The organism is Acrocarpospora phusangensis, assembly GCF_016862995.1.
GTDB classification, from domain to species: domain Bacteria; phylum Actinomycetota; class Actinomycetes; order Streptosporangiales; family Streptosporangiaceae; genus Acrocarpospora; species Acrocarpospora phusangensis.
In genome coordinates this window covers 110,946-132,009 of sequence record NZ_BOOA01000011.1, presented here as the reverse complement: position 1 = coordinate 132,009, position 21,064 = coordinate 110,946, and the positions used below count along the sequence as shown (strand labels likewise).

20 protein-coding genes and 2 pseudogenes are annotated in these 21,064 nt (G+C 71.5%); 10 read left to right on the top strand and 12 right to left on the bottom strand.

Going from position 1 to position 21,064, the window contains the following annotated elements:
• Positions 1 to 76: 76 nt before the first annotated feature.
• Positions 77 to 1,096 carry a hypothetical protein gene (locus Aph01nite_RS09610; RefSeq protein WP_204040424.1) on the bottom strand — a complete coding sequence of 340 codons (1,020 nt, stop codon included), beginning with the start codon at positions 1,094 to 1,096 and terminating at the stop codon, positions 77 to 79.
• Positions 1,093 to 2,238 (bottom strand): MFS transporter, encoded by a 1,146-nt coding sequence (locus tag Aph01nite_RS09605; protein ID WP_204040423.1) that lies wholly within the window; start codon positions 2,236 to 2,238, stop codon positions 1,093 to 1,095. Before Aph01nite_RS09605 ends, Aph01nite_RS09610 begins: the two co-directional genes overlap by 4 nt.
• Between Aph01nite_RS09605 and Aph01nite_RS09600 the strand changes: the two genes are divergently transcribed.
• Positions 2,237 to 2,902: a sigma-70 family RNA polymerase sigma factor gene (locus Aph01nite_RS09600; protein ID WP_239161528.1), complete on the top strand. Its 666-nt coding sequence runs from the start codon at positions 2,237 to 2,239 to the stop codon at positions 2,900 to 2,902. The genes Aph01nite_RS09605 and Aph01nite_RS09600 overlap by 2 nt on opposite strands.
• On the opposite strand, the gene Aph01nite_RS09595 is transcribed toward Aph01nite_RS09600, so the two are convergent.
• Both Aph01nite_RS09595 and Aph01nite_RS09590 read right to left on the bottom strand, forming a co-directional pair.
• Positions 2,899 to 4,482 (bottom strand): class I adenylate-forming enzyme family protein, encoded by a 1,584-nt coding sequence (locus tag Aph01nite_RS09595; protein WP_204040422.1) that lies wholly within the window; start codon positions 4,480 to 4,482, stop codon positions 2,899 to 2,901. The two genes, Aph01nite_RS09600 and Aph01nite_RS09595, sit on opposite strands and share 4 nt — an antisense overlap.
• Positions 4,479 to 6,155, bottom strand: coding sequence for a CoA transferase (locus Aph01nite_RS09590; protein ID WP_204040421.1), 1,677 nt, complete (start codon positions 6,153 to 6,155; stop codon positions 4,479 to 4,481). The genes Aph01nite_RS09595 and Aph01nite_RS09590 overlap by 4 nt, the downstream gene beginning before the upstream one ends.
• A gap of 107 nt (positions 6,156 to 6,262) precedes the next feature.
• Between Aph01nite_RS09590 and Aph01nite_RS09585 the strand changes: the two genes are divergently transcribed.
• Positions 6,263 to 7,327 (top strand): acyl-CoA dehydrogenase family protein, encoded by a 1,065-nt coding sequence (locus Aph01nite_RS09585; RefSeq protein ID WP_239161527.1) that lies wholly within the window; start codon positions 6,263 to 6,265, stop codon positions 7,325 to 7,327.
• Between the two features lie 63 nt (positions 7,328 to 7,390).
• Here the strand turns inward: Aph01nite_RS09585 and Aph01nite_RS09580 are convergent, their stop codons facing one another.
• The gene (locus tag Aph01nite_RS09580; protein WP_204040419.1) at positions 7,391 to 7,594 is read right to left on the bottom strand and encodes a heavy-metal-associated domain-containing protein; all 204 of its coding nucleotides are present in this window, start codon (positions 7,592 to 7,594) and stop codon (positions 7,391 to 7,393) included.
• 367 nt (positions 7,595 to 7,961) lie between these two features.
• Here Aph01nite_RS09580 and Aph01nite_RS09575 point away from each other — a divergent pair, with 367 nt between their 5' ends.
• The 3 genes from Aph01nite_RS09575 to Aph01nite_RS09565 all read left to right on the top strand — a co-directional run bounded on the left by Aph01nite_RS09575 (position 7,962) and on the right by Aph01nite_RS09565 (position 11,190).
• Entirely contained in the window at positions 7,962 to 8,408 is a 447-nt protein-coding gene (locus Aph01nite_RS09575; RefSeq protein WP_239161526.1) for a DUF1775 domain-containing protein, read from the top strand.
• A gap of 262 nt (positions 8,409 to 8,670) precedes the next feature.
• Complete coding sequence (locus Aph01nite_RS09570) at positions 8,671 to 10,857, top strand: heavy metal translocating P-type ATPase (protein ID WP_204040418.1); 2,187 nt, start codon at positions 8,671 to 8,673, stop codon at positions 10,855 to 10,857.
• 96 nt (positions 10,858 to 10,953) lie between these two features.
• On the top strand, positions 10,954 to 11,190 hold the full coding sequence (locus tag Aph01nite_RS09565; protein WP_204040417.1) for a hypothetical protein: 237 nt from the start codon (positions 10,954 to 10,956) through the stop codon (positions 11,188 to 11,190).
• Positions 11,191 to 11,388: 198 nt separating this feature from the next.
• Here Aph01nite_RS09565 and Aph01nite_RS09560 read toward each other — a convergent pair whose 3' ends face one another.
• The gene (locus tag Aph01nite_RS09560) at positions 11,389 to 11,604 is read right to left on the bottom strand and encodes a hypothetical protein (RefSeq protein WP_204040416.1); all 216 of its coding nucleotides are present in this window, start codon (positions 11,602 to 11,604) and stop codon (positions 11,389 to 11,391) included.
• A gap of 72 nt (positions 11,605 to 11,676) precedes the next feature.
• Here Aph01nite_RS09560 and Aph01nite_RS09555 point away from each other — a divergent pair, with 72 nt between their 5' ends.
• Entirely contained in the window at positions 11,677 to 12,309 is a 633-nt protein-coding gene (locus Aph01nite_RS09555; protein WP_204040415.1) for a pyridoxamine 5'-phosphate oxidase family protein, read from the top strand.
• 295 nt (positions 12,310 to 12,604) lie between these two features.
• On the opposite strand, the gene Aph01nite_RS42080 is transcribed toward Aph01nite_RS09555, so the two are convergent.
• On the bottom strand, positions 12,605 to 12,739 hold the full coding sequence (locus tag Aph01nite_RS42080; protein ID WP_275418932.1) for a hypothetical protein: 135 nt from the start codon (positions 12,737 to 12,739) through the stop codon (positions 12,605 to 12,607).
• Positions 12,740 to 12,841: 102 nt separating this feature from the next.
• Here Aph01nite_RS42080 and Aph01nite_RS42075 point away from each other — a divergent pair, with 102 nt between their 5' ends.
• Positions 12,842 to 13,090 carry an SIP domain-containing protein gene (locus tag Aph01nite_RS42075; protein WP_275418931.1) on the top strand — a complete coding sequence of 83 codons (249 nt, stop codon included), beginning with the start codon at positions 12,842 to 12,844 and terminating at the stop codon, positions 13,088 to 13,090.
• Between the two features lie 84 nt (positions 13,091 to 13,174).
• Here the strand turns inward: Aph01nite_RS42075 and Aph01nite_RS09545 are convergent, their stop codons facing one another.
• Complete coding sequence (locus tag Aph01nite_RS09545; protein WP_204040413.1) at positions 13,175 to 14,482, bottom strand: YibE/F family protein; 1,308 nt, start codon at positions 14,480 to 14,482, stop codon at positions 13,175 to 13,177.
• A 165-nt stretch (positions 14,483 to 14,647) separates the two neighbouring features.
• Positions 14,648 to 15,976 carry a YibE/F family protein gene (locus tag Aph01nite_RS09540; RefSeq protein ID WP_204040412.1) on the bottom strand — a complete coding sequence of 443 codons (1,329 nt, stop codon included), beginning with the start codon at positions 15,974 to 15,976 and terminating at the stop codon, positions 14,648 to 14,650.
• Positions 15,977 to 16,296: 320 nt separating this feature from the next.
• On the opposite strand from Aph01nite_RS09540, the pseudogene Aph01nite_RS09535 reads away from it, so the two are divergent.
• Both Aph01nite_RS09535 and Aph01nite_RS09530 read left to right on the top strand, forming a co-directional pair.
• Positions 16,297 to 17,311, top strand: a pseudogene (locus tag Aph01nite_RS09535) (permease).
• Positions 17,308 to 18,051, top strand: a complete 744-nt coding sequence (locus Aph01nite_RS09530) for a TIGR03943 family putative permease subunit (protein ID WP_204040411.1) — start codon at positions 17,308 to 17,310, stop codon at positions 18,049 to 18,051. Before Aph01nite_RS09535 ends, Aph01nite_RS09530 begins: the two are co-directional and overlap by 4 nt.
• Here Aph01nite_RS09530 and Aph01nite_RS09525 read toward each other — a convergent pair.
• Genes Aph01nite_RS09525 through Aph01nite_RS09515 form a run of 3 tightly spaced genes read right to left on the bottom strand, consistent with a single transcriptional unit; the run spans position 18,017 to position 20,627 of the window.
• Positions 18,017 to 18,883, bottom strand: a complete 867-nt coding sequence (locus Aph01nite_RS09525) for a metal ABC transporter permease (protein ID WP_204040410.1) — start codon at positions 18,881 to 18,883, stop codon at positions 18,017 to 18,019. The two genes, Aph01nite_RS09530 and Aph01nite_RS09525, sit on opposite strands and share 35 nt — an antisense overlap.
• On the bottom strand, positions 18,880 to 19,707 hold the full coding sequence (locus Aph01nite_RS09520; RefSeq protein WP_239161525.1) for a metal ABC transporter ATP-binding protein: 828 nt from the start codon (positions 19,705 to 19,707) through the stop codon (positions 18,880 to 18,882). The genes Aph01nite_RS09525 and Aph01nite_RS09520 overlap by 4 nt, the downstream gene beginning before the upstream one ends.
• Positions 19,704 to 20,627 (bottom strand): metal ABC transporter solute-binding protein, Zn/Mn family, encoded by a 924-nt coding sequence (locus tag Aph01nite_RS09515; RefSeq protein ID WP_204040409.1) that lies wholly within the window; start codon positions 20,625 to 20,627, stop codon positions 19,704 to 19,706. Before Aph01nite_RS09515 ends, Aph01nite_RS09520 begins: the two co-directional genes overlap by 4 nt.
• Here Aph01nite_RS09515 and Aph01nite_RS42430 point away from each other — a divergent pair.
• A pseudogene (locus Aph01nite_RS42430) lies at positions 20,509 to 21,030 on the top strand (Fur family transcriptional regulator); the annotation flags it as partial. The gene Aph01nite_RS09515 and the pseudogene Aph01nite_RS42430 sit on opposite strands and share 119 nt — an antisense overlap.
• Positions 21,031 to 21,064 lie beyond the last annotated feature (34 nt).

Below are 21,064 nucleotides of genomic sequence, written 5' to 3'. Positions count from 1 at the left end.
TGTCATCGGGCGCACCACGAAACGGGCCGCCGTCACCGCCGGGGCCGCCACAGCCGTGGGGGGAACTGCCGGAGGCTCAGCAGGGCGGGACGCCCTCGATGAGCGCCGCCAGGCCGAGCGCCAGGAAGAAGTCGCCCCACACCAGTTCGTGGCGGGATGCGACGCCATTCGCCTGGTCGTAGCACCCGCCGAGCAGGCGGCCCTGGCGGACGTGCCCGGACACCAGTCCGGCCAGCAGTTCCTCTCCCCTGGCCCGCAGCCACGACCCGTGCGCGGGGGCCAGGTGCAGGGCCGCGACCGCATCGATCGCGGTGGCGGAGGTGTCGCCGGGCGCCGCCGCTCCGACGTCGAAGCGAGCGGCCACCACCGGGTGGCGCAGGACCCGTCTGGCGAGGTCCTCGTGGCCGGCGACGGCCAGGGCGAGCCACGACGGTGTCCGGCTCCAGCCGGCCGGCGGATCGGGGTGCCGGGTCCATCCGTTCGTACGCGGACGCCGGGCGGGCGGCAGGCCGGGGGCGCCGGTCGTGAGCGTCACCTGCCGATCCAGAGGGGCGGGACGCCAGGCGGGCGGCAGGTCCGGGTCGCCGGTCGTGAGCGTCACCTGTCGTTCCAGATGGGCGCGGGCGATCCCGGCGCCTCCGGGAGTATGCGCGAGCAGCGGAATCAGGCCGGGGGCCGCGTCGACGCGGGCCAGGTCGCCCGGTCCGCCGAAGGCCGTGCCCCACGGGACGATTCCCAGAGCCGGGTCGTAGGCGCGGGCGCAGGCGGCGGCCGCTTCGTCGCGCAGGGCGGTGGCGTCGGACAGGGCGGTGCCGTACCAGAAGATGAGGCCGCGGGTGGCGGTGTCGGCGGTCAGCCATGGGCGCAACGCCTCGGTGCGGTGCCGCGCGACGTCCCGGTCGGCCGGATCTCCGCCGTATCTGGCGCGCAGCCAGAGCAGGCCCGCCCAGAAACCGCCCGTCCATGAGCCGCGCGAGGTGGTCCGCCACTCTCCCGTGGCCGGGTCGGCGTAGAGGGGCCAGCGGCCCGCCAGCATGTCCTCCGTCCGGGCCGCCCGGTCGAGGATGCCGGCCAGCGTGCTCTCCGCCCAGTTCATGCCCGGACCTTCTCCCGGCGGACGACCATGATCGTCATGGCCGTGAGGAACTCGGCGGAGACGACCGCCCATCCGGCGCCGTACCCGGACGCCTCCACGGCGACCGCGAAGAGCGGCGGGCCGAGCGCGAAGCCGGCGAAGAACCCGGCCGAGACGCGGGCGGAGTCACGCCCTGCGGTGGCCTGCTGGGCGTGCCGGACGACGGCCACCATGGCCACGGCGTTCCCGGCGGCGGCGAAGGCGCCGATGCCCGCCGCGGCCGGCCACACCAGGGCCGTTCCCCACGGCGGGCCGGCGACGGCGCATGCCGCAAGGACCAGGGCGGCCCCGCCGGCGCAGGCGGCCAGCAGCCAGAGCAGGGCATCCGGCCGTTCCAGAGTCCCGGCCCGGCGCGACCAGCCCACCCGGCCGGCGATGCCCGCGATGCCCAGCATGGCGACCAGCCAGCCCGCGATGACCGGCGCGAGGCTCAGCCGCTGGGCGGCGAACAAGGTCAGGTACGTGTTGACCGACGCGACCCCACACCCGAGGAACAGGCAGTACGCGGCCCAGCGCCCGACCCGGCCGCCTCCGGCGACGGGAGCGACCGGTCGCCGGGCCGGATCCGCCGGGAGGATTCGCCACGCCCACAGGGCGACCGCGAGCGCCGTCCCGGCCGCCGCCCACACGGCGGCACGCCAGCCTGCCCAGGCGGCCAGCCCGGCCAGGGGCAGCCCGGCCGCGAGCGCGCCGAGCTGCACGCCCGACTGTTTCCATCCGGTGGCCGTCGCCCGGGCGACGGGCTCGAACGCCGCGATGATCACTTTGTTGGTCGCCGGGTTGGCCATGGCCTGCGGGAGCCCGCCCAGGGCGACCGCCGCGAGCAGAGCCGCGGGTCCGGGCGCCACCCCGATCAACATCAGCGCGACGGCGGCCAGAGCGCCCAGCGCCACGATGGCCCGGCGGGGGCCGATGCGGTCCACCAGCGTCCCGGCGGCCGGGGACAGCACCGCCGCGACCAGGAAGCCCGCGGTCGTCGTCAGCCCGAGCAGGCCGCGCGACACCGACCCGTCGGCCACCAGGTACGGCGCCAGCGCTCCGATCAGGAACAGCTGCAGCATCGACACGCCCATGACTGCGGTGAGCAGGGCCGTCCTCGGCATGGGGGTTTCCCTTCTGTTCGCGCGGGAGGCCGCGGCCCACCGGTCGCGCGTACGCCTCCCGGACCATCTGGACCGCTATCGCCGCAGAGGAACGATCATGGAAGTGGTTCTGCTCTCCGCTCACCGGACCGACGACGACCGGCTCACCGGCCTGGCCCTGACCGCCCGCGAGGGCCGGCCGGCCGACCTCGACGCGTTCGCCCGGGCCGCCTATCCCGACGTCCGGCGGTTCCTGGTCCATCTCACCGACCGGGAGACCGCCGACGATCTCACGCAGGAGACCTTCCTGCGCATGCTGGCCAGCCTGCCGGGGTTCGCCGGGCGGTCGTCGGCGCGTACCTGGCTGCTGTCGATCGCCCGGCGGGTGGTGGTGGACCGGTTCCGGGCCGCCGCCGCCCGGCCGAGGATCGCCGATTTGCCCGACTGGCAGGCCACGGCGGAACGGCGGCAGCGCAGGGACGTGCCGGGGCCGGAGGACTGGGTGGCGCTGGCCGATCTGCTGGCGCACGTGCCGTACGAGCGGCGTGAGGCGTTCGTGCTCACCCAGGTCCTCGGGGTGCCGTACGCGGAGGCCGCCCGGATGCTCGGGTGCCCGATCGGCACCGTGCGCTCCCGGGTGGCCCGCGCCCGTACCCAGCTCATCTCGTTCTGGACGGCGGCCTAAGCGGCCTGGAGGAGTGTGGCTATCGCCCGGCGGTCGGGTTTGCCCGCCGGGGTGAGCGGCAGTTCCGCCACCACCAGCAGCCGCTCGGGGTGCTTGCCGACCTCCAGGCCGTGCGCGCGGAGATGGGCGCACAGTTCCTCCAGGCTGAAGGCGGGCAGGCCCGCCCGCATGACCACGCACGCCCCGAGCCTCTCACCCATCATCGGATCGGGCACCGCCGCGCAGACCACGTCACGGACGTCCGGATGCGCCGCGATGGCCTGCTCCGTCTCGGCCAGGCTGATGTTCCGGCCGCCTCTGATGGCCACCTGCTTCAGCCGCCCGATGAGGCGCAGCCGTCCCTCTTCGTCGATCAGTCCCAGGTCTCCGGTCCGGACCCAGCCTCCGGCCGTGCGGTAACGCTCGTTGAGGTCGGGCGCGCCGACGTAGCACATGGGTGTCATCGGGCCGCGGGCGATGATCTCTCCTTCGTCGCCGATGCGGATGTCGGCCACTTTCGGGTCGGGGAATCCGACCGGCACGCCCGGACCGCGGGTGCCCGGCCGGGTCGTGCTCAGGCCACTGTGGCAGTTGACGCCGTCGGCTGAGCCGTACAGGTTGACGACCGGGCAGCCGAACGCCTCGGCCGCCTCATCGGCGGTGCGCTGGTCGAGTTCGGCGCCGCCCAGGACCAGGGCCGTCATGGGCGGGATGCCGGTCGCTCCGGCCTCCAGCATCATGCGGATCATCGCGGGGACGGCGAGCACGTGGGTCGGGCGGTGGGCGCGGATGGCGTTCAGGGCGGCGGTGGCCGAGAAGTGGCTGAGCAGGATGAGCCCGCCTCCGTGCCGGGCCACCGTCACCGGGGTGCCGTTGCTGCCGAACGCCGAGGCGAGCGGGACGAGGAACAGGCAGCGCAGCGGCCGGTCGTCTCCGATCAGCGACTCCAGGAAGTTGCCCCGGCCGCCGGCGAGCGCGTTGTGGGAGTAGGCGACCATCTTCGGCTCGGCTTCGGAGCCGGAGGAGACCAGGATGCGGGCGGCGTCGTCCGGGTCGGGGCGGGCCGGAAGGAAGCCGTGGGCGTCCGATCGCAGCAGCTCCTCCCATGACACGCACCCGGCCGGGGTGGGGCCGCCCACCGCGATGACGGAGCGGAGAGCGGGCAGGTCGGGGCTGACCGCCAGATCCGCCGCGTGGGACTGCCCTCGATGGTCGGCGGCGGCGATCACGGCACGCGCGCCGGACCGGCCGAGAAGCGAGACCGCCTCGGCTCGCCCGCGCCCGGCGGGGAACGGCAGCGCCACCGCGCCCAGTCCGGCGATGGCCAGGTCGGCGATCACGGCCTCCCGCCCGTTCGGCAGTTGCACGCCGACGACGTCGCCCGGGCACACGCCCAGCCGGCCGAGTCCGACGGCGACGGTACGGGCGGCGTGGTCGAGGTCGGCGTAGGTCGTCTCCCCGGCCTCGTCGATCACCGCCATGCGGCCGGGCGAGGTGAGCCGGTGGACACGGAAGAGGGAGTAGAGGTCGACGTCGGGGCAGATGCCATCGCTGGCCCACGCACGGCGCAGGGCGGCGGGGACCAGGTCGATGAGGGTCATGCGAACCTCCAGGGAGCCGCCACGGCGAGTGCGCCGTGCGCGTCGCGGTACAGGTGCGAGGAGAAGCGCGGATCGTGGGGGAGCCGGTCGAGGGAGGTGGTCACGGCGGTGGCGGCGACGCCCGTCCCGTGGAGAGCGGCCAGGGCGTCACCGCTGGTGAGAGCGGTTAACAGGCGTGGATCCCGGCGCGTGCCGTCGGCGGTCATGATCCAGCCGTCGCGGGTGCGGATCGGGCGCCGGTCGGCGGAACGCGGCGCCTTCAGGAGCAGGTCAGCCGCGCCGAGGAGGGACGATTCGGCCCGGACGCCTCGCCCCTCCCGCTCTCGTAGCAGCAGCGCGGCCAGGATCACCTCGGTGCCGAGCAGGCCGCCGAGCACGTCGAGGAGGGTCATCAGCGACGGCGCGGGCGGCTCTCCGTCGCCGCGCACGGCCGCCCCCACGCCGGACCGCGCCTGGACCATGAAGTCGGTGCCCAGCGGAGCGTCCTCGATCCGTCCCGCCCAGCCGCTCGTGTACGCGTACACCAGGCCGGGGTTGACCTTCCGCAGGTCGGCGTCGTCCAGGCCGAGCCGTTCGGCGGCGCCCGGGGCCCAGTTGTGGAGGAAGACGTCGGCATCCGCCACCAGGTCCAGGAGATCCGCCCGCCCGGCCGCCGACTTGATGTCGATCTCCGCGGCGTCCTTGCCCCGGTTGAGTGCCAGCCAGCGGGCTGAGATGTCCCCGCAGGTGGGCGGCATTCCCCTGAGAGGGTCTCCGCCCGGCGGCTCGACGCGGACGACCCTCGCGCCGAGCAGACGTAACAGGTGAGCGGCCATCGGTGCCTGGATGCGGCGGCCCGCCTCCAGCACGGTGATGCCGGCGAGGGGCGTGTGCCTCCCGGGGGCCGTGGCGGTCCGGTCGGCGAGGCGGCCTCGCGGCCACAGGGTCCAGGGGGCGTCCGCGATCGGTCCGGGCGTGTCATGGACCGGGCACACCGACGCCCCCGACTTCTCAGCCGCGGCGCGTACCGCCGACCAGTCGGACTTCTCCGCGTGCTCGTGCAGGTCGGGCGGGAGCGGGGAGCAGGCGGTGGCGTAGCGGAACTGGAAGGATCTCCAGGCCGATCCGGCGAGGCGTTCGGCGACGCCCAGACTTCGCCAGAACGTCACCCACACGGTGGCATCGAGCGTCTCCACTTCGAACCGTACCCCGTCGGCGGTGACGAACGGCGGGCCGCCGGGCGCGAGCGGAACGGCTTCGTCGTCCTCGGCGGTGGCGGCGGCGAGGTACTGGCTGACCGCCAGCAATCCGGCCAGGTCCACGGAGGTGGACACCACGCGGATGTCCGCGCCACGTGCCCGTCCCACAAGGGCGGCCAAGAGCCCCTGAATTGTGAGAGCGGACGCCAGAGTGGTCAGGTAGTCGCAGGCGATCGCACGGGGCTGCCCGGCGCTGCGCCCGTGGACGTGCGCGACTCCGGTGGCGGCCTGCGCCGTGGCCTCATCAACGATCGACGGAGTCGCCGACCAGGAAACCTCCGCCCGCAGATCCGGCGTGCCCGCTCCCGAGACGATGATCCGGCCAGGCCCGGCGGGTTGTCCCGGGGAGACGTCCGCGCCGAGCAGGCCCAGCCGATGCGCGCTCTGCCCCGTCAGGGCCGGCGGCCCCGAGGCGACGACCCGGAAACCTCGCATGGTTCTCCCTCCCGCGCCGGGAACCCGCGGGCACCGGCGGACGACCTGTCTCAGTGCAGGGAGTCGGACGAACTACGCGATTGGTTCCCAACAGAACCGGAGTGATGATGTCTGCACAGGTCGAGTGGTTGTGGGGGCCGCCCACGTGCCCGCCCCATCTGGCCGCGCTGCGTGAACGGGTGTCCGCCTTCGCCGCCTCGCCGGATCTCGCCGCGCTCCGGGAGGCCGCCCGAGCCGAAGGCCTCTACGGCCTGGCCCTCCCCGGTCGGTACGGAGGTCTCGGCCTTCCCTTGCGCGAGTGGGCGCACATCGCCGAGGTCGAGGGAGAGCACGGCCCCTACGTGTTCGGCTCCGCGGCTCTGCTGGACCTGGCCGTTCTCCCGGAAGACGATCCGGTCCGGGAGGACGTCGCCCGCGGTCTGCTGACCACGTGCAACGCGATGACCGAACCGGACGCCCCCGGCTCCGACCCGTCCTTCACCACCACCAAGGCGTACCGGGACACGGACGGAACATGGCGGGTCACCGGCCGGAAATGGTTCGTCTCCGGAGCTGACCGGGCCGATCTGGCCTACGTGCTGGCCCGCACCGGCGACGGGCTGTCCCTGCTGCTCAGCGAAGCCTTCCAGACCGAACGCGAACTCGCCGTGCTCGGCGCGGGCGGCCAGTGGGAAGTCACCTTCGACGACGCCCCCGCCCGGCTTCTCGGCGCCGAGGGCGAAGGACTGCGGCTGATCGGCCGCAGGGTCCGGCTGGGCCGGGTGCTGCGCTGCCTGAACTGGCTCGGCCAGGCCCAGCACGCGTTCACGCTCATGCGTGACCGGGCCCGCGCCCGGCCCTCACGAGCCGGTCGGCTGGCCGACTTCCAGCTCGTCCAGCAGATGGTCTTCGAGTCGCTGCTGGCCATCCGGCAGTGCCGTCCGCTGGTGTACGACGCCGCGGCCCTGCTCGCCGGCGGCCGGGACGCCGCGACCGAGATCGGCCTGGCCAAGGTGGCGGCCGCTCGCATGCTGAGCCAGGTGGCCGACGCCGCCGTCCAGGTTCACGGCGCCGCCGGTCTCGGTCCTGACACCCCGCTTCCGGCGATCTTCCGGACCGGCCGGACCGCGCGCATCCTCGACGGCCCCGACGAACTGCATGTGGCGTCCGTGGCCCGGCGGCTCCTGCGGTGAGGGCCGGAAGCCGTACCGGCGGAGGCTGTCGCCCGCAACGAGGACGCGCCCCACCCGGCGGCCTCAGGCGACCGCGAAGCCGGCTTCGGTCACCGCGCGCCTGACCCCGTCCTCGTCGACCGGCCCCTGGCCGCTGACCGTCAGCCGCCCGGTCGGCAGATCGACCGTGACCTCGTCCACACCGGCGACGGCCGTGACCGACTTGGTGACGCTGTCGGCGCAGTGACCGCAGTTCATCCCGGTGACCTGGAAGATCTGGGCGTTCATGGATTCCCTTCCCGTTGTCGAGATGTCGCGGAGAGATACGCTGCCGCGACCACGTTCGTTCAGTAGTCGCGCACCGCGCGGCGGAAGTTCCCGCCCAAACGCCTGCGGGGCGGTTGAACGGCAGCGGCCCATGAGTGTTCATTCCTGTTCATGGCGCCGCCCCGGCCTGCTCCTGTACGCCTTTCCACGGCGTGGCCTTCCGTTTCCGGCCGGTTTCTGAACCGCACCCGAGCACGTGCCCGGGGTTCCGGCATTCCTCACCAAGTGGAGATCCTCATGTCCGTCTCAACGGCCGGTCGCCGTACCGGCATCGTCGTCGCCGCTGCTTTCGCCGCGGTCCTGGGCTTGGCCGTACCGGCGCTGGCGCATGTCACGATCCAGCCGGGAACCGCGGAGAAGGGCGGTTTCACGAAGATCGCCTTTCGGGTCCCGAACGAGCGGACGACGCGTCCACCACCCAACTCGAGGTCACCTTTCCCACCCCACCCGGCAGACCTATTCCAGCGGAGAAGTCGTCACGTGGGCCGACCCGCCCGCCGCGGACGGCAGCGAGCCGGAGCACCCCGCTCCCACGCTCAAACTCGTCGAGCCGGCGGGCGAGGGCGGCCACCACGGCACCGCGGCCACCACCCCGGCCGCCGCTCCCGCCTCGGCGGCGCCGACGGCCTCCGCCGCCGGCCATGGGAGCTCGGCCGCTTCATCGGCAGGCACGGCCGACGGCACCGCCAGACTTCTGGCCGGTGTGGGCATCGCGGTCGGGATCGTCGGCGTCGGCGTCGGCATCCTCGGCCTCCGCCGCTCCCGAGCCCAGTAGTCCGGTCACCCATCCGACCAGGAGGCCGTACGAGATCCGAGGGGGGAATTCACGGGAACTTTTCGCGACGCCCACCCGACCAATGATCGTGACGCACCGAGTGGGGCTGTCGAACCAGGAATGAACCCGTTCACCTGACCGGCCGTAACTGGCGGTGACGGTGGAGAACCTGGCCCACGGAGAACGCATGAGCGCGAAACGGGATTCAGCCTGTCCTGAGAGACATCACGCAGGTAGTACCGGTCTTTTGATGAGGACATCGATGGGGACCCCGATTCTCACGACCACCGAGCTCTCCATCGGCGGCATGACCTGCGCCGCGTGCGCGGGCCGGATCGAGCGGAAGCTGAACAAGCTCGACGGCGTGAGCGTGTCGGTCAACTACGCGACCGAGAAGGCGAGCGTCACCCACCCCGCGGGACTCGACCCCGCGGTCCTGGTGGCGGAGGTGGAGCGCGCCGGGTACACCGCCGAACTGCCGCGCGATCGGCCGCCGGACGAGCGGCACGCCCTGTGGGCGCTGGAGGAGCGGCTGGTCGTCTCCGCGGGCTGTGCCATCAGCGTGATCGTTCCCGCCATGGTCCCGGCGCTGTGGATCACCGGGTGGGAGTGGGTCAGCCTGGCGTTCACCCTGCCGATCGTGGTCTACGGCGGATGGCCGTTCCACCGGGCCGCCTGGGCCAATCTCCGGCAGGGCACGGCCACGATGGACACGCTGGTGTCGCTGGGCACCCTGGTGGCGCTCTGCTGGTCGCTCTGGGAACTGCTCTCGGCGCAGCTCTCGCCGGCGGCCGGGCATCACGGCGGGCAGGCGGCCTCCGGGCATCCCCTGGTGTATTTCGAGGTCGCCGCCGGAGTGACCGTGTTCATCCTGACCGGCCGCTACCTGGAGGCCCGGGCCAAACGCCGTGCCGGCGCCGCGCTGCGCGCGTTGCTGGACCTGGGCGCCAAGGAGGTCGCCCTGCTCAGGGAAGGCGAGGAGGTCCGGGTGCCCGCCGACCGGATCACCGTGGGCGACCTGTTCGTGGTACGGCCAGGCGAGAAGATCGCCACCGACGGCGTGGTGACCGAGGGCGCCTCGGCCGTGGACACCAGCCTGCTCACCGGGGAACCGGTGCCGGTGGAGGTCGGCGTGGGGGACCGGGTCGTCGGCGCCACCGTCAACGCGGGCGGCCGGCTGGTGGTACGCGCCACCCAGGTGGGCGGAGACACCCGGCTGGCGCAGATCGCCCGGCTGGTGGAGGCGGCCCAGTCGGGCAAGGCGCGGGTGCAACGGCTGGCCGACCGCGTCTCGGCGGTCTTCGTGCCCGCGGTCATCGCGCTCGCGGCCGCCACACTCGCGCTCTGGCTGCTGCTCGGCGCCGATCCCGCCGCGGGCGTCCGGGCGGCCATCACGGTCCTGATCATCGCGTGCCCGTGCGCGCTCGGTCTGGCCACCCCGACCGCGCTGCTGGTCGGCACGGGCCGGGGGGCCCAGCTGGGGATCCTGGTCAAGGGCCCTGAGGCGTTGGAGCGGACTCGCCGGATCGACACCGTGGTGCTCGACAAGACGGGTACGGTGACCGAGGGGCGGATGACCCTCGTCCGGGTGGTGCCCGCCGACGAGGAGGACCCCGGGGAGATCCTCCGGCTGGCCGGCGCGTTGGAGCGCGCCTCCGAACACCCCATCGGGCGGGCGATCGCCGATGCCGCCCGCTCCCCGCTGGCCGTGGCGGAGTTCACGGCCCTCCCCGGGCTCGGAGTCCAGGGCCGGGTGGCGGGCAGGGCGGTGCTGGCCGGACGTCCCGGTCTGGTGGAAGAGCGGTGGGGACCGCTGCCCGCCACCTTGGAGAAGGCGCTCGCCGAGGCGGAGTCGGCCGGGTCCACGGCGGTGGTCACCGGGTGGGACGGCCTGGCCCGGGGGGTGCTGGTGGTCGCCGACGCCGTCAAACCGACCTCGGCGCGGGCCGTACGGGAATTGAAGGATCTGGGCTTGTCGCCGGTGCTGCTGACCGGGGATCATCCCGCCGTCGCGGAGGCCGTCGCGGGCCAGGTGGGCATCGACCGCGTGATCGCCGGAGTGCTGCCGGAGGGCAAGGTCGAGGTGATCCGCGATCTGCAACGCCAGGGGCGGGTGGTCGCCATGGTCGGCGACGGCGTCAACGACGCTGCCGCGCTCGCCCAGGCCGATCTCGGCATCTCCCTGGGCACGGGCACCGACGCCGCGATCCAGGCGTCCGACTTGACGCTGGTCCGCGGCGACCTGCGCGCGGCCGGGGACGCGATCCGGCTCGCGCGGCGCACGCTGGCGACCATCAAGGGCAACCTGTTCTGGGCCTTCGCCTACAACGTCGCGGCGCTCCCGCTGGCCGCGGCGGGCCTGCTTCACCCGATGATCGCGGGTGCGGCCATGGCCCTGTCCAGCGTCTTCGTGGTCACCAACAGCCTGCGCCTGCGCCGCTTCCGCTAGTTCCTGGCTAGTTGTGATGGTTCCGTTAGTCCTGCTTCCTTGCGGTTTCCGCGCTTTCTTGAAACGTTCAGGTCGAACGGAGCGGTGGAGGGCGTCGTGGAGCTGTATCCGATGGCCCGGGCCGGACAAGGCCGGAGCGTCCTGACCATGGACCGTCTCGTGGAGATCACCACCGTGTCGCTCGTACCGGTGTCGTGGGGGGTCGTCGGCTGGGCCGTGGCCGGCTGGGCCGGTGTGGTGGCCGGGAGCGTGGCGGGCATGATCGTCACCGGCCTGATCGCTCTGATGATCTACCGGCGGCCCCATCGCCCGGGTCTGCCCGGCTTCTGGTAGGCGTCATCGCCGAAATGATCCGCGGCGCGGCCGTAGGTGCCGCGTACACGGGTGAGCGGACGTCTCGCTGCGGGCGTCAGGGATCAGGTGTGACCACCCGCGCGGCCGCGGTCTTCCCGAACGAGTCCCACGCGCCGTCGTGATATCCGCGGCGCGTGGGATTTCGCCCGGAGGTCCGGCGGGGACGCCGGCGCGAGGTCAGGAAGTGGTGCTGCCCGAGGTGACCTGGACGGTGTCCTCCGCGGGCGGCGCGGACGCGCTCTGATCGAGGGTCGTGGGAAGGGCCGGCTCCTGCCGGGTCGTCCTGCGGCGCTCAAGCAGGACGTCGGCGGCGAGGAAGACGCCGAGAGTGATGGCGAACAGCGGGACGAAGTAGGCGATGAGCAGGGTGGCCGCGGTGACCAGGATCAGCACGCCCGGGGAGAGCGCCGGGCGCCGCCCCGACGACGGGAGACAGTCAGGTTAGGCTTACCTTATATTTGCGTGATGGACCCCTCTGAGATCCGTACGGTGAGTAGCGAGGCCGAGCTCCGGAAGATCGTGAAGGAGCCGCCGCAGGCCATCTGGGACAAGGACATCGCCCGGATCGACGAACACGCGCGCACGATCATCGCCCACTCGCCGTTCGTCCTGCTGGCCACTGCGAACACGGACGGAACCTGCGACGTCTCCCCGCGAGGGGACCCCGCCGGATCGGTGGTGGTCCTCGACGACCACCGCCTGGCGCTCGCCGACCGGCCCGGCAACCAGAGGCTCGACAGCCTCCGCAACATCCTGCGCAACCCCCGTGCCGGGCTGCTGTTCATCGTGCCGGGCATGAACGAGACCCTGCGCGTGAACGGGCGTGCGACGCTCGTGTCCGACGCGCCGTTCTTCGATGACCTGTCCGTACGGGGCAAGCGGCCGCGGCTGGCGATCCTCGTCGAGGTCGAAGAGCTGTTCATGCACTGCGCGAAGGCCTTCCTGCGCTCGTCGCTGTGGAAGCCCGAGACCTGGCCGGACCGGGAGAGTCTGCCCACGCTCGGACGTATCGCCAAGGACCAGATGGGCATCAGGGGCGTCTCCGCGAGAATGATCGACGCGGGACTCGCCCTGGACGCCAAGATGAACCAGTACTGACCCCGTCCGGCCCCCTATCTCTCCCCACCGCTCGGATTCGCGGCATTCCCACTGACGGCTGCGACATCGACCTTCGGGGAAGCCGACTTCGAGCCCGTGCGCCGCGGGTGACACCCCCACCCAATTTGTTAGGTAAGGCTCCTTATAGCTTGGGCATGCTCGGCTCTGATCTCACGTTGTCCTATCGCGCCGCCACTCGTCGTCGACTTCGTCGCGCATGGCGACAGCGGGCCCGCGTGGGCGGCCAGCTGATCGTGATCGCCCCGGACGCGACTTCCGGCGTGAGCGCGGGCGGCTACGAATGGAAGCCCGGCACGGTCCTGATCGCCGGTGACGAGACGGCCACGCCGGCCGTGTCGGCGATCCTGGAGTCGCTGCCGGCCGACGCCCGCGGCGCGGCCTTCCTGGAGGTGCCGAGCCTGGGGGACACACTCCCGCTCCGCGTTCCCGAGGGCGTCAGCCTCAGGTGGCTCGCGCGGGAGGGCGCGGCCGATGCGGGTTACGGCCAGTTGCTCGGCGAGGCCGTACGCGAATGGGCGGGCGCCTGGGCGGCCGCGCACGGCCACGAGCGGGGGGCCGCGGCGACGCCCTGCCCGAGCCCGGCTCCGACCTGGTCTGGGAGGTTCCGCCCCCACCGGCCGACACGGGTCTGTACGCCTGGCTGGCGGGCGAGGCGGGCGCGATCACAGATCTGCGCCGCCATCTGGTACGCGCGATCGGCATCGACCGTTCGCACATCGCGTTCATGGGTTACTGGAAGCTCGGCAGGGCCGAGAACTAGGAAGGCACTGAAGATCTTGTTAAGGGCTCGGCACCGAGCCGGCCCGTCCATCGACTATGGGCCGGTGCGGCAGCAGTCGCCGGACTAGCGGCTCTGCCAGAACGCGGATTCGGGCTCGCCCCCACCGTGATCTGAGCCCGGACGGCGGCGGCCGGTCACGGCCGGCGGCGGCTCGTCGCCGTGCCCGCCGATTGCTTGTCGCCTGTGGGCCAGTACGGCCAGGGCGGTGGTGATGGGCACGGCGGAGATCAGGCCCAGCGTGCCCACCACACTGCGGACGATCTCCTGCGCCAGCACCGGATTGGTGAGCACCTCGCCCAGCGGTTCCCTGCCGACGCTGATGAGCAGCAGCAGCGGCAGGGACGCGCCCGCATAGGCCAGGATGATGGTGTTGATCACCGAGGCGATGTGCGCGCGTCCGATGCGCGTGGCGGCGCGGTACAGCTCGCGGAAGCCGAAGTCGGGGTTGACCCGGGCGAGTTCCGCCACCGTGACCGACTGGGTGACGGTGACGTCGTCCAGCACTCCCAGGGCGCCGATCAGGATGCTGGCCATCAGCAGCCCTTGCGTGTTGATGCGGTAGCTCATGTCCAGGAGGAGTGAGCTGCCGTCGGTGATTCCGCTGAGCTGGGCGATCCCGATCGCGGCGTACGACAGCGCACCGGTCAGGCTGAGGCTGCAGAGCGTGCCGACGATCGCCACCGAGGTGATGACCGTGAAGCCGTGGGTGAGGTACAGGACCGTGAGCATGATCGCCGCAGATCCGGCGATGGCCACCAGCAGCGGTGGCTGACCGGCCAGGATCGCGGGGATCACGAACGTCAGCAGCAGCACGAAGGTGATGGCCAGGCCCACCAGTGCCGTGACGCCGCGCCACCGCCCGAACGCGATCACCGCGAGCGCGAAGGCCGCCCCGACCAGCAGCAGCGGTTCGGTCCGGTCATGGTCGGAGACCCGGTACGGCGGCTCGTCCAGGATGTTGTCCCCGGTCACCGGCGTGTAGATCAGCACGATGTCGTCTCCGACGGCGAAGACCGGCGACCCCGGGCCGCTGGGCAGCTGCGCGGTGACTCGCTGCCTGGCCTGTTGTCCGCTGGTCAGCCTGACCTGGGCATCGCCGCAGGTCGCCGGATCAACGGGCGGAAGCCCGGCCGAGGGCAGCCCGTCAAGCGGTGGTTCCTCCGGGCAGGGGCTCAGGGTGATATCGACGATCGTGCCGGTCACCTTCAGGAGAGTCCCCTGCTCCGTGCGATCGGAGGACGGTTGCCCGGGCCACATCCACAACACGGCCGCCAGCGTGGCCACGGCCAGGGGCACGATCACGGCCAGGCTCGCCCAGCGGGCCGCGCGCGAGGCGGGGGCGACCGGCCCGTGGGTGTGGTTGGCGCCCATGGCATCAGGCCTTCCTGCGGTTGACGGGAGCGAAGGAAGGGTCGAACGGGAACCAGCCTGGACGGACCACGAGCGACCGCCCTCGTCCCTACGAGACGGACACCGTATCCGGACGCCGACACGGTCTCACAGCGCCGCTCCCTCACGCACCCGGCTCAAACGGGTTCAGGCGTGGTCCGTGGCCGGGCTCGGCTCGGTGCGGTCGCGGGTCAGCGGCGACTTCACCACCGCGACCGCGATCGCGGTGGTGAGGGGGATGGCCAGGACGAGGCCGATGGAGCCGACCAGGGTGCGCACCACCTCCTCGGCCACCGCCTCGGTGCCGATCACGTCGAGCAGGGGCCGGCCGTAGGTGTCGATCAGCAGCAGGATCGGCAGGGTCGCGCCGGCGTAGACGAAGGCGATCGTGTAGACGGTGGAGGCGATGTGGTCGCGTCCGATGCGCATCGCGCTGGAGAACAGCTCACGCGCCGAGCGGTCCGGCGACAGCTCGTGCAGCTCCCATACGGCCGAGGACTGCGTGATCGTCACATCGTTGAGGACGCCGAGTCCGGCCACGATGGTGCCGCATATGACGAGCCCGGACAGATCGACCCGCCCGTTGAGCGCGGTGAGTGCGACCCCCTCGCCGTCGGCCAGCCCGGTCAGGCGCGCCGCGTTCACCGCCCAGACGCCGAGCCCGGCCGTGGCGAGGAGCCCGAACAGGGTGCCGGCCAGGGCGGTCGTGGTCCTGACCGAGAATCCGTGCGCCAGGTAGAGCACGACGAACATGATGGCCGAGGACCCGACCAGCCCGACCAGCAGGGGGGACTCGCCCGCGAGCAGCGCGGGCAGCATGAAGCCCAGCAGCACCAGGGCGGCCAGGCCCAGGCCGAGCAGGGCCGCCAGCCCGCGCAGCCGCGCCACCGCGACGACCACGACCGCGAACCCGATGGCCAGGACGCCGATCGGGGTCTGGCGCGCGTAGTCGTGGAAGGCATAGGCCGCCGGACCGTCCGAGTGGTCGAACATGCGGGTCAGCCTGATCCGGTCGCCGATCTGCATGCCGGCCCGGTAGCTTTCCGCGGGCACCTCGACGTTGAGGCGCTGGCCCTGGTCCGGCCCGGTCTCCACACGGACCTCCGTGTTGGCGCAGGTGACCATGCGTGGCGGGCTGTCGGGACCGGGGCGTTGGTTGATGGCTGGGCACTTGTACGGGCTGATGGCCAGGACCGTCGCCTCGGGATGAACGATCGCCGGCGCGGGCCTGGGGCCGGCGGCCGGCCGATCCGCCTGGCCGGGCCAGAGCAGGACCAGGCCGATCACGGTGGCCAGCGCGAGCGGCGCGAGCACCAGGGCGAGCACGATTCGCATGCGGCCGCTGGCGGGAGCGGTGCCGCGTACGCCGTCGTCGTCCGCGATCTGGGCATGCGCGTGGGTGTGGGTACGCAGGGGATCCTCCGTGGTGCCGGCGACGTCGACGGAGAACCGGTCGACGGTGATGCTCCTGTCCACCGTGATCGGGCCGTACGCCCTCCGCGTGATCGGTGAAAGTCTCGAATGGCGGAGCTCGGCAGGTCAACCCGTCATTAATGCCGTTTCGTGACAAACGCAACACATGTTGATATATGGCCAGCTCGGCGTAATATCGGCCCGACCGATAGGCCAAACCGTTATATCGGCCATTGTGGCTCCCTGCTCGCCCTGGCGGCATCATGAGGCTCCGGCACCCGGGCCCATCGCGCAGATCGGACGGCGAGGGGCATCGGACGTTCCCAGGGAATGACTTTCAGTTCCATTACAACCGGCTGGGGATTTCTGGAAGGATCGGCGGTATGTCCGAGCGGGTTACGGTCGATGTTCCTGCTGAGCTTCCTCCAGACGGATGGGGCCGCCGAGGGCCGACGGCCCCGGTAGGCCCGTGGGCGTTCGCCGTGGTCGTCGGGTTGCTGGTGGTCGGGCGGTTCGTGCTCGCGCCGTACCTGACCGCTCCGGCGCTGCAGACGTGGGCCACGATCTTCGTGGCCATCTGTGTTCAGGCGTTGCCGTTCCTGGTCTTCGGAGTGCTGCTGTCGGCGGCGATCTCGGCCTTCGTGCCGGCCTCGTTCTGGACCAGGGCGCTACCGCGGCGGCCCGCGCTGGCGGTGCCGGTGGCGGGCGCGGCCGGGGCGGTGCTGCCGGGATGCGAATGCGCGTCGGTCCCGGTCGCGTCGGGGTTGATGTCCAGGGGGGGTGACCCCCGCGGCGGCGCTGGCGTTCCTGCTGGCCTCCCCGGCGATCAATCCGGTGGTGGTCGTGGCGACGGTGGTGGCCTTCCCGGGGCAGCCGATGATGGCGGTGGCCCGGTTCGGGGCCTCGCTCGTGGTGGCGGTGCTGGCGGGGTGGGTGTGGCTGCGGTTCGGGCGGGCCGAGTGGCTGCGCATCCCCTCACGCGCGGCGGGTGGGGGATCGAAGTGGGCCTCGTTCTACACGGCGATGCGGCACGACTTCCTGCACGCGGGTGGGTTTCTCGTGGTCGGCGGGGCCGCCGCGGCGACGATGAACGTGGTCGTGCCACGGTCATGGCTGGAGTCGGTGGCGGCCGTTCCGGTGCTGTCGGTGCTGGCACTGGCGCTGCTGGCGGTGATCCTTTCGATCTGCTCAGAGGCGGACGCGTTCGTGGCGGCATCGCTGACCGCCTTCTCGCCGACCGCGAAGCTGGCCTTTCTGGTGGTGGGACCGATGGTGGATCTGAAGTTGATCGCCTTGCAGGCGGGCACCTTCGGGCGGCGGTTCGCCGCCCGGTTCATTCCGCTGACCTTTGTTCTCGCGGTGATCGTCAGTCTGGCGGTCGGGGAGGTCCTCCTGTGAGCCGGCTGACGCAGAGCATGATCCTCTTCCTGCTGGGCGGGGCGGTGCTGCGGATCACGATGCTGTCCACCACGTATCTGAACTATGTGAAGCCAGGGTTCCGGCCATTCCTGATCGCCGCGGGCGCGGTGGTGTTCGTCCTGGGCGTCATCGGGGTGATCCAGGAATGGCGGGGCGCCGCAGGACCGGACCACGCCGCCGATTCATCGAACCACCACGAGGGGCATGACCATGGGCATGCGCCCCGTGTGGCCTGGCTGCTGGTGTTGCCGGTGTTCGCGATCTTCCTGATCTCGCCGCCCGCGCTCGGCGCGTTCTCGGCCAAGTCGGAGGAGGCCACCGCCCAGATGCCCGTCGCCGCGCTGGACGCCTACAGCGCGCTTCCCGCCGGAAAGGTCACCGAGATGACCCTGGGCGAGTTCATCGGCAGGGCCTGGGGCGATTCGAGCATGTCGCTCACCGGCCGGCAGGTGAAGCTCACCGGCTTCGTCGTCAAGTCGGTGAAGAAAAAGGACCGCTGGTATGTGGCACGCATTCAGATCGCCTGCTGCGCCGCCGATGGGATCGCGCTGAAGGTGGCCGTCCTGGGCCAGGCCATGCCGGAGGAGGATTCCTGGGTCGAAGTGATCGGCACCTGGCGGGAGCCCAAGTCCGGCAAGACCCCGGTCGGGATGGTGGCCCCCGAACTGGACGCCGTCTCGGTCGCTAAGATCCCGGCGCCGGTAGAACCCTACGAGTAGCGCGTGACCCGCCGATGCCCCGGCAGCCCAGGTAGAGCGTGAAGGAGATGGTGGTCACGTACGGACTGATCGGGATGCTACTGCCCAGCGCGAGCATGATGCCGCCCACCACCGAGGTCACCGCGAACAGCACGCTGAGCAGGATCACCCGGGCCGGTGACGCGGTGACGCGCATGGCCGCCGCGGCGGGGGTGACCAGCAGGGCCAGCACCAGCAGCGCGCCGACGACCTGGATCGCGACGGCCACCGACAGACCGAGCAGCACCATGAAGACCGACGACAAAGCCCGGACGGGAACGCCCCTGGCGGCGGCCACCTCAGGGTCCAAGCTGGCGAACATCAAGGGTCTCCACACCGCGGCGAGCCCGAGCAGCACCACGGCGGACGTGCCGACCAGCCAGCTCATCTGCACTGTGTCGACGGCCACGATCTGACCGGTGAGCAGGCCGAACTTGTTCGCCGCGCGGCCCTTGTACAGGGCCAGGAACAGCACGCCGAGGCCCAGGCCGAACGGCATGAGCACGCCGATGACTGAATTGCGATCCCTCGCCCGTACGCCCAGCGCCCCGATGATCACGGCCGCGAGGACCGACCCCGCAAGTGAGCCGGCGGCGACGTTCACGCCGATCAGGAGCGCCGCCGAGGCGCCCGCGAAGGACAGTTCGGCGATGCCGTGTACGGCGAAGGCGAGGTCGCGCATCATGACGAAGGTGCCGATGACGCCGCCGACCAGGCCCAGGACCGCTCCAGCGATCAGCGAGTTCTGCACGAGGGACAGCAGTTCGCCGTAGTTGTCGTAGTTGAAGATCTGCTGCCAGATGTCGCTGGTCATGGTGCGGGTTCTCCGTCGTGGCCCACGGAGCCAGGGGCGCCGACGACCACGAGCCTGCCGTTGATCTGGACCACGTCGATCGGACTTCCGTACAGGTCGGACAAGGTTTCGGAGGTCATCACCGCTTCGGGGGCGCCGAAGCGGAAGCGTCCCCCGGCCAGGTAGAGCACGCGGTCCACCTTCTCCAGGATGGGGTTGATCTCATGGGTGACGAACACCACCGTGGTGTCGTGGCTCCGCCGCCGGGCGTCGATCAGTTCCGTGACCACTTTCTGGTGGTGCAGGTCCAGCGAGAGCAGGGGTTCGTCGCAGAGCAGGATGGCGGGGTCGGTGGCCAGAGCCTGGGCGACACGCAGGCGTTGCAGTTCGCCGCCCGAGAGCAGGGCGAGCGGCACGTCGGCGTAGTCGGTCGCGCCCACGGCCGCCAGCAGTTCGGCCACCCGCGGGCGGGTCCGCCGCGTGCCGGGTCCCCAGCGATGACCGTCCAGGCCCAGCCGGATGAGGTCGCGGCCACGGAGCGGCGTCTGCGGAGCCATGGCCCGATGCTGCGGGATGTAGCCGAGCAGGGCACTGCCCCGGCGAGGTGGCCGTCCTTCGATCAGCAGGGTTCCCGCGTTCAGGCGCTGCTGGCCGAGCAGAACACGGAGAAAACTGGTCTTACCCGAACCGTTCGGGCCGAGGACGGCGACGAACTCGCCCCGGCCCAACTCCAGGTCCAGGCCGCGCCAGAGAATCCGGTCGCCGAAGGCGAGCTCCGCGCCGCTGAGGCTGATCACCGTGTCGATGGTGGAGCGGCGCGGAGCGATGAGGGCATCGGCGGTCATTTGACGAGAGCGGCCTGGAGCGCGTCGAGGGTCGCCGCCATCCAGCCGATGTAGTCCTTGCCCTCGGGCAGGGTCTCGGTGACCGGGACCACCGCGATGCCGTTGTCGGTGGCAGCCTTCTTCAGTTGCTCGGTCTGCGGTCCGCTGGTCTGCTCGTTGTAGACCAGGGCCGCCACTTTCTTGCCGGTGAAGAGGGCGAGCGTCTCGGCCAGGACCTGCGGGGAGACGTCGTCGCCTTCCTCGATGGCCTCGGCGAACTCGTCGGGAGTGAGGTTCTTGAGCCCGGCCGCGTCCAGCAGATAGCCCGGGACGGGTTCGGTGATCGCCACAGCGGTGCCGCCCGCGTCGGCCGCGATCCGCGCCGTGCGGTCCTGCAGAGGCTGGAGCTTCTGCTTGAAGGTGTCGGCGTTGGCGGTGAAGGTGGCAGCGGAGGCGGGGTCGGCCTTGGCCAGGGCCGTGGCGATCTGGTCGGCGATCTTGGCGACGGACGGGAGGTCGTACCAGATGTGCTCGTTGAGCTCCTCGCCGGCGGGGGCCGTACGGCCGGAGACGGTGACGGCGTTGATGAGCTCGACCGAGGTGTTGCCGCTGGCCTTGAGCATGGTGTCGACGAAGTCGTCGTAGCCGCCGCCGTTCTCGACCACCACCTTGGCCTTGGACAGGGCGAGCTGGTTCTGGGTGTTGGCCTCGTAGGAGTGCGGGTCCTGACCGGGGTCGGAGATGATCGAGGTCACCTGGACCCGGTCACCGCCCACCTGCTGGACGATGTCGCCGTAGACGTTGGTGGACGCGACGACCGTGATGGCTTCGGGAGTGGCTGTCGGGGCTCCGGCCGGGGTCGCCGCGGGGGTGGTCGTCCCGCCGCAGGCGGTGAGGAGCAGGGCAAGGGCGCAGAGGGCGGCAGAGCGCAGGGGATGCATGCCGGGCCTTCCTAGATCAATAACGGTTTTCATTCACGACTGGCGCTTCGTTGGACAACCCTGTAGAAAACGAAAACCATTGTCAAGTTCCGAGGTGTCCGACATGCCCGAAATATTGAGATGGCACGTCCGGCTCGGCGAGGCGGGCGTGCGAGCGACCAGAAAACGCGTGCTGGTGCTCGAGGTGCTCGTGACCGAGCCCCGGCCGGTCACCGCCAGGCAGGTGCACGACGAACTGCTACGGCGAGGGGAGGCGGTCGGGCTGACGACGGTGTACCGGGCGATGTCCTCGCTGGTCGAGGCCGGTCTCGTGCATTCGTTCAATCAGGCGGGAGAGGCGACCTACCGGCTGTGCGGCCCGTCCCGGCACCATCACCTGATCTGCCGCGCCTGCGGGCTGGTCCTGGAACAGCGGTCCGAGGACCGCTCGGACGGCT